Genomic DNA, 16987 nt, shown 5'->3' with positions numbered 1-16987 from the left:
CGAGCCTGACTAGACCGGGATGCTCTTCCCTTGCCGTGCGTCCCTATCCGTGGTTCAACCGCCTCGGCCAGGTGGGTGAGTGTTGAGCCAGGATCCCCGCAAGGATCCCTACGTCCGGTTCAAATCCGGACCCCGGCCTCCACGCACCATAACCGTCCGCTCCCGCCGGTGTTGGAGCATTGTGCGCCGGTCGTCATCGCGGTGGATCTGCCAAAGCTTCGCTGATCGTCGCGGCCTGATGGCGTATGCTTGCGCAGAGCCGCAATGCTTCAAGTTTGATTCAGCGTGGGGGATGAAGCGCGGCGCTGAGACGTGATGCCCCGGGAACGAACCCCAACGGCCAAGATTTGTCCGTCGTACAAGCGTGTGTGAGGACGGATCATGGAATGTCCGCAGGGTGTCGACGTGCGCGACGCCGGAGAGCAGGAAGCGACCGTCACGGCGGCGGAGGACATCCTGCTGACGCCGCTCGCCGACATCCCGCGCATCAACCTGCGCGAGGCCGGCGAGCCCTGGGACAAGCGCCGTCATGCGGGCAAGGCCCTGCGCGAGGTCGTGCCGCACGCGAGCCACGGGGCGTGGCACCCGCCGGGCGACCGTCCGGACCCGGTCTCCCTAATCGAGGGTGCGCATGCGGGACGCCAGGAGCATCTCATTCCGCTCCGGGTCGCCCGCATGGCGAGCTCGCCCTTCGCCTTCCTGCGCGGGGCCGCCCATATCATGGCCTGGGACCTCGCCCACACCCCGCGCAGCGGCATCGCGGTGGTGATGAACGGCGACGCGCATCTCGCCAATTTCGGCCTGTTCGGCACGCCGCAGCGCGATATCGTCCTCGACCTCAACGACTTCGACGAGGTGACCATCGGCCCGTGGGAATGGGACCTCAAGCGCCTCGTGGCCAGCATCGAGGTGGCGGCGCGCACGGACGGGGTCGGCAAGGCCGAGCGCCGCGAGGCCGCCCTCGCGGCGGTGGCGGGCTACCAGCACACCATGACCGAGCTGGCGCCGCAGGGGCCCCTCGACGTCTGGCACCAGGCGGCGCGGGCCGACCGGCTCGACTTCGCCGGCCTCTCCATCGACGAGGATTCCAAGGCGGTCATCGCCAAGGCGGTGGAGAAGGCGCGCAAGAAGCACAACAAGAGCCTGCTCGCCCGCGTCGGCGAGCGCCGCACCGACGGCGGCTGGCGCTTCAAGGCGGAGGCGCCGATCCTCACCGGCGTCGATGCCGAGACCCGCGAGGCGGTGATCGGCGGGCTGGAGCACTATGCCGAGACCCTGCCGCGCGAGCGCCGGTTCATGCTCAGCCGCTACCACGTGGTCGACGTCGCCCACCGGGTCGTCGGGGTCGGCAGCGTCGGCACCCGGGCCTACGTCGCGCTGCTGTGCGGCAACTCGGATCAGGACGTGCTCTTCCTCCAGGTGAAGGAGGCGGTGACGCCGGCCCACGCCCCCTACCTCGCCGGCATGCCCGATGCCTACGGCGACCACGAGGGCGAGCGGGTGATCTACGGCCAGCGCCTGCTCCAGGCGGTGGGCGACCCGCTGCTCGGCTGGACCACCATCGACGGGCGGCCGTTCTACGTGCGCCAGATGAAGAACATGAAGGGCGACATCCCGGTGGCGGGCCTCAGCGGCCAGCCGCTGATCTACTTCTCCTGGGCCTATGGCGCCCTGCTGGCGCGAGCACACGCCCGCACCGGGGATGCGGCCGCCATCGCGGGCTATTGCGGCCGCGACCGACAATGCGACCTGCGCGAGGCTCTGGCTGACTGGGCCTTCGCCTATGGCGACCAGAACGAGAGCGATTTCGCAGCCTTCCAAGCCGCTATCGCGCAAGGCCGCCTGGAGGCGGCGCCCGACCCCGAGATGTAGTCCACAGGACTGCGACAAACTGGGGACGGACGATCCGAGTACGGAGCCCGGACCCCGCGACCCGCGTTGCTTGAGTCCAATCCTCGAGCCGGGCAGCACACCTCTCAGATGGCAAAACGCAGGACCGAGACGTCTTCCGCGAACGCTTCCCCGGCTTCGGCGCGCGCGCCGAAAACCTCCGCATCCCAAGCCCCGACCCGTAAAACCCCGACCCGGCGTGCGACCACCCGAAAGGGACAGCCGGCGGCCGAGCCGGCCCCGAGCCCGGCGACCTCCGAGATCGTCGCGCCGATCGTGCCCACCGGCGCCCTCGCGGTCGCGCTCCTGGACCTGACCCAAGCCGGCAAGCCCCTCGTCCACATGGCCCGCGAGAGCCACCGGCTGGAGGCGATCGCGGGAATCCTGCGGGCGCTGGCGCCGGAGCGCAAAGTCGCGCTCTACCCGGAATGGGATTGCCTGCCCTACGATCGCGCCTCGCCCTCGCGTGGGGTGATGGGCGCGCGTGCCGGCGTCCTGCGCTGGCTCACGGATACGACGGCTCTGCCCGACATCGTCCTCACCACCGCCCCGGCCCTGATCCAGCGCGTCCCCCCGGCCGAGACCTGGGCGCAGGCGCGCCTGGAACTCCGGGTCGGCGACGCCCTCGATCCGTCCGCCGTCTCTGCGTTCCTGCAGCGGCTGGGCTACATCCTCGACGACCGGGTCGACGAGCCCGGCGAGGTCGCGGTCTGGGGCCGCACCGTGGACGTCTTCCCGGCCGCCGCCGACCGCCCCTGCCGCATCGAGTACGAGGAGGGCCGCGTCACCGCGATCCGCTCCTACGACCCGGTCTCGCAGCGTTCGCTGGCCGAAGCCGACGTGCTGGTCATCGATCCGGCCACCGAGATCGTCCTGCCCGAAGGCTCCGAGAGCCGGCTGGAGCCCTTCACCGGACAGGAGCACGGCCTCACCCGGTACTATCCCTCCCTCACCACCGTCCTCGATCAGGTGCCGGACGCCCGACTCGTGGTCGAGGACGGGGCGGAGGAGCGGGCCGAGGCCTTCTTCGAACAGATCGCCGAGGGCCGCGAGGCCGCGGCCCGGTCCCGGCGCGGTGCGTCCGACGATGCCGGCCTCTACCTGAGCCCGGAGGATTGGGCGACGCAACTGGCCCGGCGCCGTGTCGCCGAGGCCCAGGCGGACGGGACCGAGGACCTCGCCATTCCGGCCTTCGTGCGCAAGGCGCGACCGAACACGGCGCTCGCCGAGACCCTGCGCGAGCGCCTGAAGGCGGGCGACCGCATCCTCCTCACGGGGCCGGCCGAGCCGCTGGCGCGGCTGGTGCGCATCGCCGAGCGGGCGCTTGGCCGCAAGGCGCGGACGGTCCGGGCCTGGGCTGAGGCCGTCGCGGCGAAATCCGGGGCGCTCCTCAGCCTGGAAGCCCCGATCGAGGCCGGCTTCCGGGTGCCGGACCGGGGCATGGCGGTGATCGCCGCCGCCGACCTGTTCGGTGCGCGGGCCGCCTGCGCGGCGGCCGGCGGCCCGAGTGCCATCCTGCCCATCGGCGAGGTCGAGTTGCGCATCGGCGACGTCGCCGTCGACCGTGACAACGGGCTCTGCGTGTTCGAGGGCCTGGAGGCGGTGAGCACCGGTGACGGCGGCAGCGAGGACGCCTTGCGCCTCCGCTTTGCCGGCGACGGCATCCTGATGGTGCCGGTCTCGCAGGCCGATCGGATCTGGCGTTACGGCTCCGAGGTCGAGGCCGTCACCCTCGACAAGCTCGAAGGCGGAAGCTGGGGACGGCGGCGCCTGGAGGCGGAGGCCTGCATGGCGCGGGCCGCGCGCGTGATGCTGGCGGACGCCGAGAAGCGCCGGACGATCCAGGCACCGGTCCTGGCGCCACGGGACCGCGAGATGGAGCGCTTCGCCGCCGGCTTCGGCTTCGCGCTCACCGGCGATCAGGCGAGCGCCGTCGCCGGCGTGATGGACGACCTCGCCTCCGGGCGCCCGATGGACCGCCTCGTCTGCGGTGATGTCGGTTTCGGCAAGACCGAGGTGGCGCTGCGGGCCGCCGCCGCCGCCCTGTTCGCCGGCAAGCAGGTGGCGATCGTCGCCCCGACCACCGTGCTGGCGCGCCAGCACGTCCAGACCTTCACGCGGCGCTTCGCGCGCTTCGGCATCGAGGTCGCCCACCTCTCGCGCCTCGTCTCGCCGGCGGAGGCGAAACGGGTGAAGGCCGGGCTCGCCGACGGTTCGATCCGCCTCGTCGTCGGCACCCACTGCCTCGCCGCCAAGGGCGTGAGCTTCGCGGATCTCGGCCTCATGGTCATCGACGAGGAGCAGCGCTTCGGCGCCAAGATCAAGGAGAGTCTGCGCGGGGCGGCCAGCGACGGCCACGTCCTGACGCTGACGGCGACCCCGATCCCCCGCACGCTGCAGAGCGCGCTGGTCGGGCTCCAGAGCCTCAGCGTGATCGCGACTCCCCCGGCCGTGCGCCAGCCCATCCGCACCGTGATCGCCTCTTTCGAGGACGAGGCGACGCGCGACGCTCTCCTGCGCGAGCACCGGCGCGGCGGCCAGAGCTTCGTGGTCTGCCCGCGCATCGAGGACATCGCCCCGATGGCGGCGCGCCTCGCCCGCCTGGTGCCGGACCTGACGACGATGATCGCCCACGGCGACCTCAAGGCTGCCGAGATGGACGACGTGATGGTGCGCTTCGCCGATGGCGAGGGCGACGTGCTGCTTGCCACCAGCATCATCGAGAGCGGCCTCGACGTGCCGCGCGCCAACACCATGCTGGTCTGGGATGCCGAGCGCTTCGGCCTGTCGCAGCTGCACCAGCTGCGCGGCCGGGTCGGACGGGGCCAGCGGCGGGGCGTGGTCTATCTGCTCAACCGCCCCGACAAGCCGCTGACACCCGCCACCGAGAAGCGCCTGCGGACGCTGGAAGCCCTCGACCGCCTCGGGGCGGGCTTCGCCATCAGCGCCCGCGACCTGGATCTCCGCGGTGCGGGCGACCTCGTCGGCGAGAACCAGGCCGGCCACGTCAAGCTGATCGGCCTCGGGCTCTACCAGCACCTGCTGCACCTGGCGCTCCGCGCCGCCAAGGGCGAGCCGGCCGAGGATTGGAACCCGGAGATCCGTCTCGGCCTCTCGGGCGCCGTGCCGGGCGACTACGTGCCCGAGCCCGAGGTGCGGCTCAGCCTCTACGCGCGCACCCTGCGCCTGACGAACGCGGAGGAGGTCGAGGCCCTGCGCAGCGAGGTGGTCGACCGCTTCGGCCCGCCGCCCGCCGCCTTCGAGGACCTGATCGCGCTCGCCCGCCTCCGGGTCGGCTGCCTCGCGCTCGGCATCCACCGCCTCAGCGGTGGACCGCAGGGGCTGGCGGCCGACCTCCGGCCGAACGCGCCCGCCCTGCATGTGCCCGCCCACGCGCATATCGAGCGGCGGGACAACCGCGTGCTCCTGCGCCAGGGCAGCGAGGACCCGGCGGAGCGCGGGCGGCTCGCCGCGGCGTTCCTCGAGCGGCTGCGGGCGCAGGGCGACCGGACGATGGCTGCAGCCTGACGGTCCCGGCCGGCGGAGGCGCCGTCGGCCGGGACCGAGGTTGCGGATCACTGGAGCGGGTGGGACGGTGCTGCCCCGCCGCCGGCCGGGTGGACCCCGGTCGTCGCCTGCTTCACCCGCAGCCCGGAAACCATAGCGCGCATCCGACGCGGCACAATGCGTCTTCCGGACTACCACGGGCGGGCGACCGGCCGCGTGCGTTCCGGGGAGGCGTCAGTCCACCGCCGAGCCGTGCAATTCGGCGCTGGTGAAGCGCTGCTGCTCGGCCATCACCAGCCCGGCGAGCTCGCGCTTGAGGCCGTTGAACTCGCCCGAGGCGGTGTCGCGCGGGCGCGGAATCTCCACGGTGATGTCGCGCTTGATGCGCCCGGGCCGGTAGGTCATCACCAGGATGCGGTCGGCGAGGTAGATCGCCTCCTCGATGGAGTGGGTGACGAAGATCACCGTCTTGCGGTACTCGGCCCAGATCCGCAGCAGCTCGTCCTGCAGGGTGCGCCGGGTCAGGGCGTCGAGCGCCCCGAACGGCTCGTCCATCAGCATCACCGGCGGGTCCAGCGCCAGGATGCGCGCGATGGCCACGCGCTGGCGCATGCCCCCCGAGAGGTCCTTCGGATAGCGCTTGCGGAAATCCGACAGGCCCAGCGTCGCGACGATGCGGTCCACCGTCACCGTGGCGTCCGCGCGCGGCACACCCTGGATGTCGAGGCCGAAGCGGACGTTGTCCTCCACGTTCATCCAGGGGAACAGGGCGTATTCCTGGAAGACCATGCCCCGGTCGGGGCCCGGCTCGGTCACGGGGCGGCCGCCCATGCTGATCCGCCCGGCGCTCAAGGGGGTGAAGCCCGCCACCGCGTTGAGCAGGGTGGACTTGCCGCAGCCGGACGGGCCGAGCAGGCAGAGGAACTGCCCCTCCGGCACTGTCGCGGTGATGTCGTCCAGGGCCGCCACGGCTCCGGAGCCCACGCCGAACACCTTGCTGGCGTTGGCAATCTCGATCTGCGCCGACATGGTGAGGCGTCCCGGTTCAGCGTTCAAGGCCGCGATGCCAGCGCAGGAGGTGGTCGTTGAGGCGCGACATCGCCCCGTCGATGATGAGGCCCAGGATGCCGATGGTGAGCATCCCGCCGATGATCTTGTCGGACCACATGTATTCGCGGGCCTCCAGGATGCGGTAGCCGAGCCCGTCCGAGACCGCGATCATCTCGGCGACGATAACCACGATGAAGGCGGTGCCGATGCCGATGCGCATGCCCGCGAGCACGAAGGGGCTCGCCGCCGGCAGGATCACCCGGCGGAACATCGTCCAGGAATTCGCCCCGAGGTTGCGGGCCGCGCGGATGTAGATCGAGTCCACCTGTCGCACCCCCGCGATGGTGTTCACCAGGACGGGGAAGAAGGTGCCGAGCGCGATCAGGAACAGGGCCGGCGGATTGCCGAGGCCGAACCAGACGATGGCGAGCGGGATGTAGGCGATGGGCGGGATCGGCCGCAGGATCTGGAGGAGCGGGTTGAACAGCGCGTAGAGCCGGTCGCTGGTGCCCAGGATGAGCCCGACCGGCACCGCGAGGCCGGCACCCACGCAGAAGCCCATGAGCACGCGGCCGAGACTCGCGATGGCATCGTGCGGCATCTCGCCGGACAACATCCAGTGCCAGTAGCTTTCGGCCGCCGGATCGTAGGGCAGGCCGGGCAGGAGGCCCGAATACCACTTCACCGCCACCGCGCTCGGCGGCGGCAGCACGATCGGGGAGAAGACGCCCACCCGGCTGAGGATTTCCCACAGGACGAGGAGGGCGATCGGGACGATGGCGCCACGGAGCCGGTTCATGCTGTGGCTCAGTTCGTCTTGAGTTCGGCTTTGGCCTTCTCGAGGAGGTCGGTCTTCACCCACTCGGCATCGGATTTCGGCGGGTTCACCATCTTACCCAGACCGTACTTCATCATGTAGTCGGTCGTGGTCTGCATGTGCCCGGCTGGCACGTCGTAGGTGTACTTCGCGTTGGCCATGCCGTCGCGAAAGTCCTGGCTCGAGAGCTGGCCCTTGAACACGGTCTCGCGGACGTATTTCTCGGCGAGCGCCGGATCGTCGATGAACGCCTTGGTCGCGGCCACGAACAGCTTGAGCACCTTGGCGGCGACCTCGGGGCGCTCGTTGTACATCTTCTCGGTCATCACCAGCGGGCGCACCGGCACGCCGATGGGGGTGTCGTAGGGCTTCACCACCTCGGTGGCGTAGCCGGCGCTGATGGCCTGCGTCGATTGCGGCTCGCTCTGGCAGATCACGTCGACGTATTTCTGCGACAGGGCCTGGTTCAGGTCGGCGTAGTTGTTGAAGTAGATCAGCTGCACGTCCTTGCCGGCCCGCTCGGACCAGGTCATCCCGTGCTTGTCGAGTTCGGCGAGCAGCATCAGGTCCTGGGTGCCGCCCCGCACGGTGGCGACCTTGAGGCCCTTCACGTCCTTGAGGGTCTTGACCGTATCGAGGTCGGGCCGGCGCAGGATGCGCACGCCGCCATTGGCGAAGCCCGCCACCACGTAGAGCTTTACGCCGTTGCCGCGCGCGGCCACCGCGCCGTCGGCGCCGGACGCCGAGATATCGATCTGGTCCACCGCCATGGCGGGGTAGATGTCGGCGCCCTTGGCGAAGACCTTCTCGTCGATCTTCAGGCCGTATTTCGGGGCGATCTCCTTCATGTAGGAGATGGCGCCGTAATGCGCGAACTTGAGATTGCCGAGGCGGACGACATCCTGGGCCCTGGCGCTGCCGAGGGCCCCCAGGGTCGCGAGAAAGAAAAGGGCGGCGCGAGCCGTGGCGTTGCGCGTGAACATGGGCGTTCTCCCGGCGCGGGTCGTTTCGCCCGCTTTGTCCGCCGCGAACACGGTCGGTACACCGCTGAATAAGCGTAACCTGCATTCGAATGTAAAGCGGCAGGGGAGTGAGTTTTGACAGGCATTGAACGGGATGAAATCGCACGGGTCACCGTGCTGGGCTGCGGAACTCTCGGCGCGAGCTGGGCCGCTCTGTTCCTCGCCCACGGGCTCGATGTGGCGGCCTACGATCCGGCCCCCGGCTTCGCGGAGCGGACGGCCCCCGCCATCGCCGAGGCGCGCGCGCAACTCGCCGAACTCGGGCTCACGGGGCAGGGCGCGCTGCGCTTCCACGAGCGCCAGGCGGATGCCCTGGCGGGCACGGATTTCGTGCAGGAGAACGCACCTGAGAACGAGGCCGTGAAGCGCGCGCTTCTGGCCGAGGTGGATCGCCTGCTGCCCCCGTCGGTCCTCGTCGCATCGAGCACTTCGGCCATGCTGCGCAGCGCCATCGTGGCGGATTGCACCCGGCCGGAGCGCATCCTGGTCGCGCATCCGTTCCATCCGCCCCACCTCGTGCCGCTGGTGGAGATCGTCGCCGGCACGCCGGAGGTGGCGGCGCGGGCCAGCAGGTTCTACGCCCGGCTCGGGCGCCGTCCGGTTGTCCTGAACCGCGAGATGCCGGGCCACATCGCCAACCGGCTCGCCTCCGCGCTCTATCGGGAAGCCGTGAACCTCGTGGCGGAGGGGGTGGCGAGCGTCGCCGATATCGACGCCGCCCTGTGCAACGGCCCCGGCCTGCGCTGGGCCGCCATGGGCCCGCACATGACCTACCACCTCGGCGGCGGCGAGGGCGGTATCCGCCACTACCTCGACCATCTCGGTGCCAGTCAGGTCCGGCGCTGGGCGAGCCTGGGGACGCCGGACCTGACGTCGGACGTCAAGGACCGGATCGTGGCCGGCGTCGAGGCGGAGGCGGCGGGCCGTTCCCTCGCCGAACTGGCCGCCCGACGCGACGCGGCGCTGATGGGAATCCTCAAGGCGCGCGTCGAAGTCGCGGGCGACGACGGCTGATTTCAGCCCCCGGACCCCGGCCCCTGCTCGTCGCGGTTCGGCGACCGGCCGCCACGCCGTCGCGCGGGCTGGCCCCGATTCCGTCGAGTTCGTCGCGGTCCGGGGTCAGGCATCGGAACAGGGCCCGGCCCCGGCCGATTGATCCCGCATCGGGGCGCCGATGGCGACGGTCGGCCCCCTCGGCCAGGCCTTCCGAGGCAAGCCGTCCCAGGCAGGCCTTCCGAGGCAAACCATCCGACGATTGCGGGGAGACCGGCTCATCATGAAGCTGCAGGGCAAGCGCGCACTCATCACCGGGGCGGATTCCGGCATCGGTCAGGCCGCCGCCGAACGCTTCGCCCGCGAGGGCGCGGATGTGGCGATCACCTACAACACCGATGCGGAGGGTGCCCGCGAGACCGCCCGCCGGGTGGAGGCCGCGGGCCGCCGCTGCCTCGTCATCCGCAACGATGTCGGCGACCCGGCCTCCGTCGAGGCCACCTTCGCGCAGGTCGCCGAGGAACTCGGCGTGCTCGACATCCTCGTCAACAATGCCGGTCAGGCCATGAGCGGCATGCCCGTGGCCGAGATGGACGACGGCAAGCTGGAGCAGATCCTGCGGGTCAACCTGATGGCCCCGGTCTTCTGCGCCCGCGCCTTCATCCGGGTGCGGCGGGCCCAGGGCGGGCGCGGCAAGATCGTGATCGTCTCCTCGGTGGCCCAGCACCTGCCGACCCCGGAAAGTGCGCCCTACGGCATGTCGAAGGCCGGCGTCGGCTCGCTCTGCCGCAGCCTGTCCCGGGAACTCGCCGAAGACCGGATCAACGTCAACAACGTGGCGCCCGGCCTGATCGAGACGCCGATGACCAGCGATCGCTTCGAAGACCCGAAGGTGCTGGAACAGTCGCTGGCGCGCATCCCGTGGCATCGCGCCGGCCAGCCGGACGAGATCGCCAAGGCGATCCTGTACCTCGCCTCCGACGATGCCGATTACGTCACCGGCCACACCCTCGTGGTCGACGGCGGGCTGACGATGCAGTGGGGCGGCGCCTGATGAGAGGCGTCAGCGCGGGTCGCGCCACGTCGTTCCGGCCGCAGCCGGCGCAGGTTTCGCGGCCGCTGGGGCAGCCGTGACGGGAGTGAGGCTGCCCGTCGCCGCCGGGACCGGGCGGGTGGGCTCCTCCGCTACGCGCAGCCGGCGCGGCGGCGGAGCCGCGGCCCGACGGGCGTTGCGCACCCGGCGGCGACGCGGGCGCGGGCTCTCGGAAGTGGCGCCGATATAGCCGCCGACGATGCCCCCGACCACGGCTCCCACGGGGCCGCCGACCAGCGCGCCGGCCACCGCGCCCGTGCCGACGCCCACCGTGGTCTTGCTCGCGGCCAGGGCGCTCTGCGGCGCCGCCAGCGCCCCGATGACCAGAAGCGCGTAGGTGATTCTCTTCATCGTGACCGCAATCCTGTGAGGATGGCTGCGGTCCCTGGCGGTTCACCGTGACGAAATCGGGGCCGATCCCCGGCTCACGCCGGAGATGCGGCCCGGAGGACGCTCAAGATCTCCGCGAAATCCGGGCGTTCCGGGACGACGGGTTGGGTGCAGGCCCGCTCCAGCGCGCGCCAGGGGCCGGCTTCGACGCCCGCGAGCGCGAGGAGTTCGCCGAGCAACAGCCCCCAGGCCCTGACCTCGACCCGCCGCAGGGCCGCGCCCGCCGGTCCTTCGGGAAGCGTCGAGGCCGCGCCGAAATCGCTGACCACCGCCGCGCCCCGCGCCCCGTCCCACAGCAGGTTGTGCCCGTAGAGGTCGCCGTGCAGGATCCCACGGGCATGCAGGTGGGCACAGGCCTCCGCCGCGCCGCGCGCGATCCGCAGGGCGACGTCCGGCGCCAGGGCGAGGGCGGGGTCGTAGACGTCTCGGCTGCAGCTCGCCAGACTCGGCGGCCCCGCGAGCACCCGCCAGTCCGCTGGCAGCAGCGGCATCACCAGTCCCAACGCGCCCTGCGGATGATCCGCGATGCGCCCCAGGGCCCCGGTCAGGTTCGGATGCGCGCCGGCGGCGAGGCAGGCCGCCATCTCGCGTTCGGGCAGCCCATCGCTGGTCATGGTGCCCTTGAAAAGCTTCAGGGCAACGGCCTCGGAGGCGGCGTCGCCCCGATGCCGGAGGGCGCGGTACACCCGTCCCGAGGTCCCTTCCCCGAGGAGCGCGCCGGGTTCGAGGTCGCCCCAGGGGACGCACGGCACGACGAGGGGGACGGGCTCGCCCTCGAAGGGGTTGCCGGCGAACGAGGTCCACGCGAGGCGGGGCAGGGCGGAGAGCCAGGGCGGCAGCGCCTCGAGGCGGTTGGCCGCGAGCCGCACCAGTTCGAGGTTCGGCGCATTCGCGAGGCTCTCCGGCAGGCTCGGCAGGGCGTTGCCGGAGAGCATCAGCTTCTGAAGGAGCGGCCGCGCCCCGATGGCATCGGGCAGGCGCGCCATGCGGTTGTCGGTGAGGGTGAGCCAGCGCAGGGCCGGGGGCAGGGCCTCGCCCGGCACCTCGACGAGGCCGGTGGCGCGAAAGCCGACCTGGCTCAGCGCCGGGCAATCCCCCAGCACCGGGGGCAGGCGGGTGAAGCGGTTGCCCGAACAGAACAGCACCCGCAGCTTGCGCAGGCGGCCGAAATCGTCCGGCAACGTGGACAGGGCGCTGCCGCTGAGGTCGAGCAGTTCCAGCGTGTCGGCCAGAGCGAGGATCTCGCGCGGGAATTCGGTGAGGCCCGGCGGGAAGCGCAATTCCCGCGCGCCCGCGCAATCCCCGCGCCGAAGCGCGTCGAGTAGGCTCTGCGTCATCGGGCGGCCGGTGCGGCGCGGCGGTGTGGGATCATGCGGTCGGTCCCCGGAGGCGAGTTCGGCTTGGTCGGTAGACGGGCATTGGTCGTCGCTTTCGAGCCGGGCCTCCGCCGCAACGTCAATGTCTGCGAGATCAGCACCTTCACCTACAAGCCCCGAGCCACGGGTCCGGGACGCGATCGTTCGGTCGCGGTCCGGGCGTCGTCCCCCACCGCGTCGCGACGCGGGTGCGCGCCGCTTCTCACACCCAGGGCGGTGCTTCGGAGCGGCGCGGTTCCCGCACGCGGATGCGCCGCGTCGAAGGCCTCCATCAGGCGGGTGGCGTCGATCTTGGTGTAGAGCTGGGTCGTCGCGAGCGAGGCGTGGCCGAGCAGTTCCTGGATCGCCCGCAACTCGCCCCGGCGGGCCAGCAGGTGGGTGGCGAAGGAGTGGCGCAGGGCGTGCGGCGTCGCGCTCGGCGGCAGGCCCAGCGCGCCGCGCATGGACGCCACCGCGTACTGGATGACGCGGGGGGAGAGCGGACCGCCCTTGGCCCCGAGAAAGAGCGGACCGTCCGGCGCGAGGGGATGGGGGCAGGCATCGACATAGGCGGCGATGGCGCTGCCGACCACGGGCAGCACCGGCACCATCCGCATCTTGCCTCCCTTGCCCAGCACCGTGACCGCGTCGAGTCCCGTCCCGGGCGCGTCCCGGGCACGCAATCCGAGGGCCTCCGAGATGCGGAGCCCCGAGCCGTAGAGGAGGGCGAGAACCGCCGCGTCACGGGCGAGGATCCAGGGTTCGCGGTCCTCTCCGGCCCGCAATTCGGAGCCCGTCATCGCGCGCGCGGCGGGGATGGGGATCGGCCGGGGCAGGCGCCGCTCGACCTTGGGCGAGCGCACGGCGCCGAGCGCCGCCACGCTGCCGTGACCCTCCCGCTCGAGGTGCCGGGCGAACGAGCGCAGGCCCGCCAGCGCCCGCATCAGCGAGCGCCCGCCGACCCCGTCCGCGCGGCGGGCGGCCATGAACCCCCGGATATCCCGGGGCTTGAGGGCGACGAGGCCCGCGATGCCGGGCGTGCCGTAACGGGCGGCGCGGTGGCTCAGGAACTGGCGCAGGTCGCGGGCATAGGCCTCGACGGTGTTGGCCGAGAGGCGCCGCTCGCGGGCGAGTTCGTCCTGCCAGGCGAGCGCGGCGGCCCGCAGGCGCGCATCGCCGGGGAACGCGAACGGGTCCGCCGCCGAGTCGGGCTCGGCGGCAGGGTCCGGGATGGGCGCGGGATCGGCAACGGGGGCGGATGACATGCCCCCATCAGGCCAGGGAGACGTTGACGCTCCGTTGCGCGCGCCGTCCGGCGTCACTTCAGGCGGGCGGCGGCCCAGGCGATGTGATCGGCCATGAAGGTCGAGATGAAGAAGTAGGAGTGGTCGTATCCCTCGCGCATGTTGAGGGTGAGGGGAATGCCGGCCGCCTTGCAGGCCTCTTCCAGCAGCCAAGGCCGCAGGCCGTCCTGCAGGAAGCTGTCACCGGTGCCCTGATCCACCAGGAATTCCGGGAAGCGCTTGCCGTCCGCGATGAGCGCGGTGGCATCGTGGGCGCGCCATGCCGCTTCGTCGGGGCCGAGATACTTCTCGAAGGCAGGCTTCGACCAGCCGGCCGTGGAGGGCTGGGCGATCGGCGCGAAGGCCGAGCAGGACTTGAAGCGATCGGGATAGGTCAGCGCGATGGTGAGGGCCCCGTGGCCGCCCATGGAATGGCCGAAGATGCCCTGACGCGTCATGTCGGCGGGGAAGTTCGCCGCGACGAGGGCCGGCAGCTCCTCCGTGATGTAGCTCCACATCCGGTAGTTCGCGGCGTAGGGCGCCTGGGTGGCGTCGACGTAGAAGCCGGCGCCGGAGCCGAACTGCCAGTTGCCCTCCTCGTCGGGGATGCCGGGTCCGCGCGGGCTCGTATCGGGCGCGACGACGATGACGCCGTGCTCGGCCGCCGCCTTGCGGTACTCACCCTTGTCCATGACGTTGGCATGCGTGCAGGTCAGCCCCGACAGGTACCACAGCACCGGGACCGGGCCGTGCTCCGCCTGCGGCGGCACGAACACCGCGAAGGTCATCGGGCAGCCGGTGGTCGCCGCATCGTGCTTGTAGACGCCCTGCGTGCCGCCATGGGCGCGGGCCTTCGAGATGGTTTCCATGGTGCGGAGCTTTCCTTCTGGGAGCGGAGCGTTCGTGGCGGCGCGAGGATTCTCTGAGGCGTTCGGACTGATGAGGCGCAGCGCGCTCCCGCTCCCGAAAGGAGAGGGTTGGGGTGAGGTGTGGTCCACCTCCGGAGAGATCACGCACCTCACCCCGCCCCTTTCCCGCAGGAGAGGGGACCCGCGCTTCGTTCGTCAGTCGTTCCGGAATGGCCGGTCCTAGTAAACCACCACCGACCGGATCGACTTGCCCTCGTGCATGAGGTCGAAGCCGTGGTTGATCTCGTCGAGCGGCATGGTGTGGGTGATGAGATCGTCGATGTTGATCTTGCCCTCCATGTACCAGTCCACGATCTTGGGCACGTCGGTGCGGCCGCGCGCACCGCCGAAGGCCGAGCCCTTCCAGACGCGGCCGGTGACGAGCTGGAACGGACGGGTCGAGATCTCGCGGCCGGCCTCCGCCACGCCGATGACGATCGACTCGCCCCAGCCGCGATGGCAGCATTCCAGCGCCTGGCGCATCACGTGGACGTTGCCGGTGCAGTCGAAGGAGAAATCCGCGCCGCCGCCCGTGAGGTCGACGATGGCCTGGACCACCTTGTCGGTGCCGATCTCGGTCGGGTTGATGAAGTGGGTCATGCCGAATTTGCGGGCCATGGCCTGCTTGTCGGGGTTGATGTCCACGCCGATGATCTTGTCGGCGCCGACCATGCGGGCGGCCTGGAGCACGTTGAGGCCGATGCCGCCGAGACCGAACACCACCACGTTGGCGCCGGGCCAGACCTTCGCCGTGTAGATCACCGCGCCGATGCCGGTGGTCACGCCGCAGCCGATGTAGCAGATCTTGTCGAAGGGGGCGTCTTCGCGGATCTTCGCGAGCGCGATCGCCGGCAGCACCGTGAAGTTCGAGAAGGTCGAGCAGCCCATGTAGTGGAACACGGTGTTCGACCCGCCCGGGCTGCCACCGGTGGAGACGCAGGAGAAGCGGCTGGTGCCGTCCGGCATCACGCCCTGGCCTTGCGTGGCGCGGATCGCGGTGCAGAGGTTGGTGCGCTGCGACAGGCAGGACTTACAGTTGCGGCATTCCGGCGTGTAGAGCGGGATGACGTGGTCGCCGGGCTTCAGGGTGGTGACACCCGCGCCGACCTCGCGGACGATGCCCGCGCCCTCGTGCCCGAGGATCGCCGGGAACTTGCCCTCGGAATCGAGACCCGACAGGGTGTAGGCGTCGGTGTGGCAGATGCCGGTGGCCATCAGCTCGACGAGAACCTCGCCGGCCTTGGGTCCTTCGATGTCGATGGTCTCGATGGTGAGGGGCTTCTTGACCTCCCACGCGACCGCTGCGCGCGTCTTCATCACGAACTCCTGTTGCGTGGACGATTACGGACGGCGTCGAACGGTCGACTCTTCGGCGCGTCTCGCTCTGGGGCGGCACGCCGAACGGCCCGAAAATCTGCGGCGTGTGTGATGCTTCTCGCGTCCGGATGCAACGCCCGAGGCTTCGTTTCGGAAAGTCCTGTGCTCTTCGGGCACGGGATCACGCGTCCGGCCTCCTCCGGAACCCGCGTCCGGCCGCGAGGATATGCTATCCGCCCCGGTTCCGGGCGATGGCCGAATCGGCGCAGTGGGATGGGACGAACGATGCAGGATTGGGATGCGCGCACGGAGGCCCTGGTCGCGCCCGCCGTCGCCCGGAACCGCGAGGCCATCCTGGCGGCCCTGCGCGGCGTCCTGCCGACCTCCGGCACAATCCTCGAAATCGCCAGCGGCACCGGTGAGCACGTGGTCCACTTCGCCGCCGCGCTGCCGGGCCTGACCTGGCAGCCGAGCGATCCGGAACCGGCCTATCGCCGCAGCATCGAGGTCCATGCGCGGGCCGCCGGCTCTGCGAATATCCGGCCGCCCCTCGACCTCGATGCCGCCACCGGACCCTGGCCGATCGACCGGGCGGACGCCATCCTGTGCATCAACATGATCCACATCGCGCCCTGGGCCGCGACCCTCGGCCTGATGCGGCAGGCGGGCCGCCTCCTGCCGCCGGGCGGCCCCTTGTTCCTCTACGGCGCCTTCCGCGAGAACGGGCGCCACACCGCGCCGAGCAACGCGGATTTCGACGCGGATCTGCAGGCCCGCGATGCGCGCTGGGGCGTCCGCGACCTCGAGGCCGTCGCGGGCGTGGCCGAGGATCAGGGCCTGCGCCTGGACCGACGGATCGCCCTGCCGGCGAACAACCTCGGGCTGGTTTTCCGCCGGACCGCGTGAGGGCGATCCGGGACGGCGGGATCCGGTTCGGCGGCCAGGGATGGCCGCGCGGCGGCCCGTTCGCGAGACGCGCGATGCGCCTCGGCAGGACGAGATCGTTCCGGTCGATGGAGGGGCTCGCCGCGATCCACAGGATCGACCCGGCGGCGTCGTATACGGGATAACCGATCCCCGTCGCCTCCGGGGAGGGGGCCTGCACGCGCTCACGATCGATCGCGGTGTCCGTCCCTGCGTTGCCGTCGCGTACGGGCCAGCCGGCGGTCGGCACGACGCCGTGGCAGGACGTGGAGCGTGATCCGCCACGGCTTCCCCGCGCCCGCGCCAGGGAGCCGGGCCGCCGCGTCCGAATCGGCCGAGACGGAGCGTTCAAACGGTGAATCCGCCCGTCGACGAATCGCGCCCCGCATGCGGACAGTCGAGCCTTCAACGGCTGCGGGGGCGCCACCAGGCCCAGGG

14 protein-coding genes and 1 tRNA gene are annotated in these 16987 nt (G+C 71.2%); 6 read left to right on the top strand and 9 right to left on the bottom strand.

What is annotated here, in order from left to right:
- The first annotated feature begins 65 nt into the window (after positions 1-65).
- A tRNA-Ala gene (locus OF380_RS06800) sits at positions 66-142 on the top strand.
- A gap of 239 nt (positions 143-381) precedes the next feature.
- Positions 382-1872 (top strand): DUF2252 domain-containing protein, encoded by a 1491-nt coding sequence (locus OF380_RS06795; protein WP_264050010.1) that lies wholly within the window; start codon positions 382-384, stop codon positions 1870-1872.
- 104 nt (positions 1873-1976) lie between these two features.
- On the opposite strand, the gene OF380_RS06790 is transcribed toward OF380_RS06795, so the two are convergent.
- Complete coding sequence (locus OF380_RS06790; RefSeq protein WP_264051525.1) at positions 1977-2174, bottom strand: hypothetical protein; 198 nt, start codon at positions 2172-2174, stop codon at positions 1977-1979.
- Between the two features lie 58 nt (positions 2175-2232).
- Here OF380_RS06790 and OF380_RS06785 point away from each other — a divergent pair, with 58 nt between their 5' ends.
- The gene (locus OF380_RS06785) at positions 2233-5418 is read left to right on the top strand and encodes a helicase-related protein (protein ID WP_404810602.1); all 3186 of its coding nucleotides are present in this window, start codon (positions 2233-2235) and stop codon (positions 5416-5418) included.
- Positions 5419-5631: 213 nt separating this feature from the next.
- On the opposite strand, the gene OF380_RS06780 is transcribed toward OF380_RS06785, so the two are convergent.
- From OF380_RS06780 to OF380_RS06770, 3 genes are read right to left on the bottom strand one after another with little or no spacing between them, the layout of a single operon-like run.
- Positions 5632-6426 carry an ABC transporter ATP-binding protein gene (locus OF380_RS06780; protein ID WP_264050009.1) on the bottom strand — a complete coding sequence of 265 codons (795 nt, stop codon included), beginning with the start codon at positions 6424-6426 and terminating at the stop codon, positions 5632-5634.
- 16 nt (positions 6427-6442) lie between these two features.
- Positions 6443-7246 carry an ABC transporter permease gene (locus tag OF380_RS06775; protein WP_264050008.1) on the bottom strand — a complete coding sequence of 268 codons (804 nt, stop codon included), beginning with the start codon at positions 7244-7246 and terminating at the stop codon, positions 6443-6445.
- 8 nt (positions 7247-7254) lie between these two features.
- Positions 7255-8247, bottom strand: a complete 993-nt coding sequence (locus OF380_RS06770; RefSeq protein WP_264050007.1) for an ABC transporter substrate-binding protein — start codon at positions 8245-8247, stop codon at positions 7255-7257.
- 114 nt (positions 8248-8361) lie between these two features.
- Between OF380_RS06770 and OF380_RS06765 the strand changes: the two genes are divergently transcribed.
- Positions 8362-9300, top strand: coding sequence for a 3-hydroxyacyl-CoA dehydrogenase NAD-binding domain-containing protein (locus tag OF380_RS06765; protein ID WP_264050006.1), 939 nt, complete (start codon positions 8362-8364; stop codon positions 9298-9300).
- Positions 9301-9562: 262 nt separating this feature from the next.
- Positions 9563-10333 carry an SDR family NAD(P)-dependent oxidoreductase gene (locus OF380_RS06760; protein ID WP_264050005.1) on the top strand — a complete coding sequence of 257 codons (771 nt, stop codon included), beginning with the start codon at positions 9563-9565 and terminating at the stop codon, positions 10331-10333.
- Between the two features lie 9 nt (positions 10334-10342).
- On the opposite strand, the gene OF380_RS06755 is transcribed toward OF380_RS06760, so the two are convergent.
- From OF380_RS06755 to OF380_RS06735, 5 genes are all read right to left on the bottom strand, one after another.
- On the bottom strand, positions 10343-10723 hold the full coding sequence (locus OF380_RS06755; RefSeq protein WP_264050004.1) for a hypothetical protein: 381 nt from the start codon (positions 10721-10723) through the stop codon (positions 10343-10345).
- Between the two features lie 74 nt (positions 10724-10797).
- A complete protein-coding gene (locus OF380_RS06750; protein ID WP_264050003.1) occupies positions 10798-12099 on the bottom strand; it encodes a leucine-rich repeat-containing protein kinase family protein in 1302 nt (433 codons plus the stop codon).
- A gap of 146 nt (positions 12100-12245) precedes the next feature.
- Positions 12246-13382: a tyrosine recombinase XerC gene (locus tag OF380_RS06745; protein ID WP_264050002.1), complete on the bottom strand. Its 1137-nt coding sequence runs from the start codon at positions 13380-13382 to the stop codon at positions 12246-12248.
- 53 nt (positions 13383-13435) lie between these two features.
- Complete coding sequence (gene fghA, locus OF380_RS06740; protein WP_264050001.1) at positions 13436-14269, bottom strand: S-formylglutathione hydrolase; 834 nt, start codon at positions 14267-14269, stop codon at positions 13436-13438.
- 219 nt (positions 14270-14488) lie between these two features.
- On the bottom strand, positions 14489-15625 hold the full coding sequence (locus OF380_RS06735; RefSeq protein ID WP_264050000.1) for an S-(hydroxymethyl)glutathione dehydrogenase/class III alcohol dehydrogenase: 1137 nt from the start codon (positions 15623-15625) through the stop codon (positions 14489-14491).
- 285 nt (positions 15626-15910) lie between these two features.
- On the opposite strand from OF380_RS06735, the gene OF380_RS06730 reads away from it, so the two are divergent.
- Entirely contained in the window at positions 15911-16531 is a 621-nt protein-coding gene (locus OF380_RS06730) for a class I SAM-dependent methyltransferase (protein ID WP_264049999.1), read from the top strand.
- Positions 16532-16987 lie beyond the last annotated feature (456 nt).

This window comes from Methylobacterium sp. FF17, from assembly GCF_025813715.1.
GTDB lineage: Bacteria > Pseudomonadota > Alphaproteobacteria > Rhizobiales > Beijerinckiaceae > Methylobacterium > Methylobacterium flocculans.
Note: the sequence above shows the minus strand (reverse complement) of the source record. Positions and strands in the feature narration are given on the sequence as shown.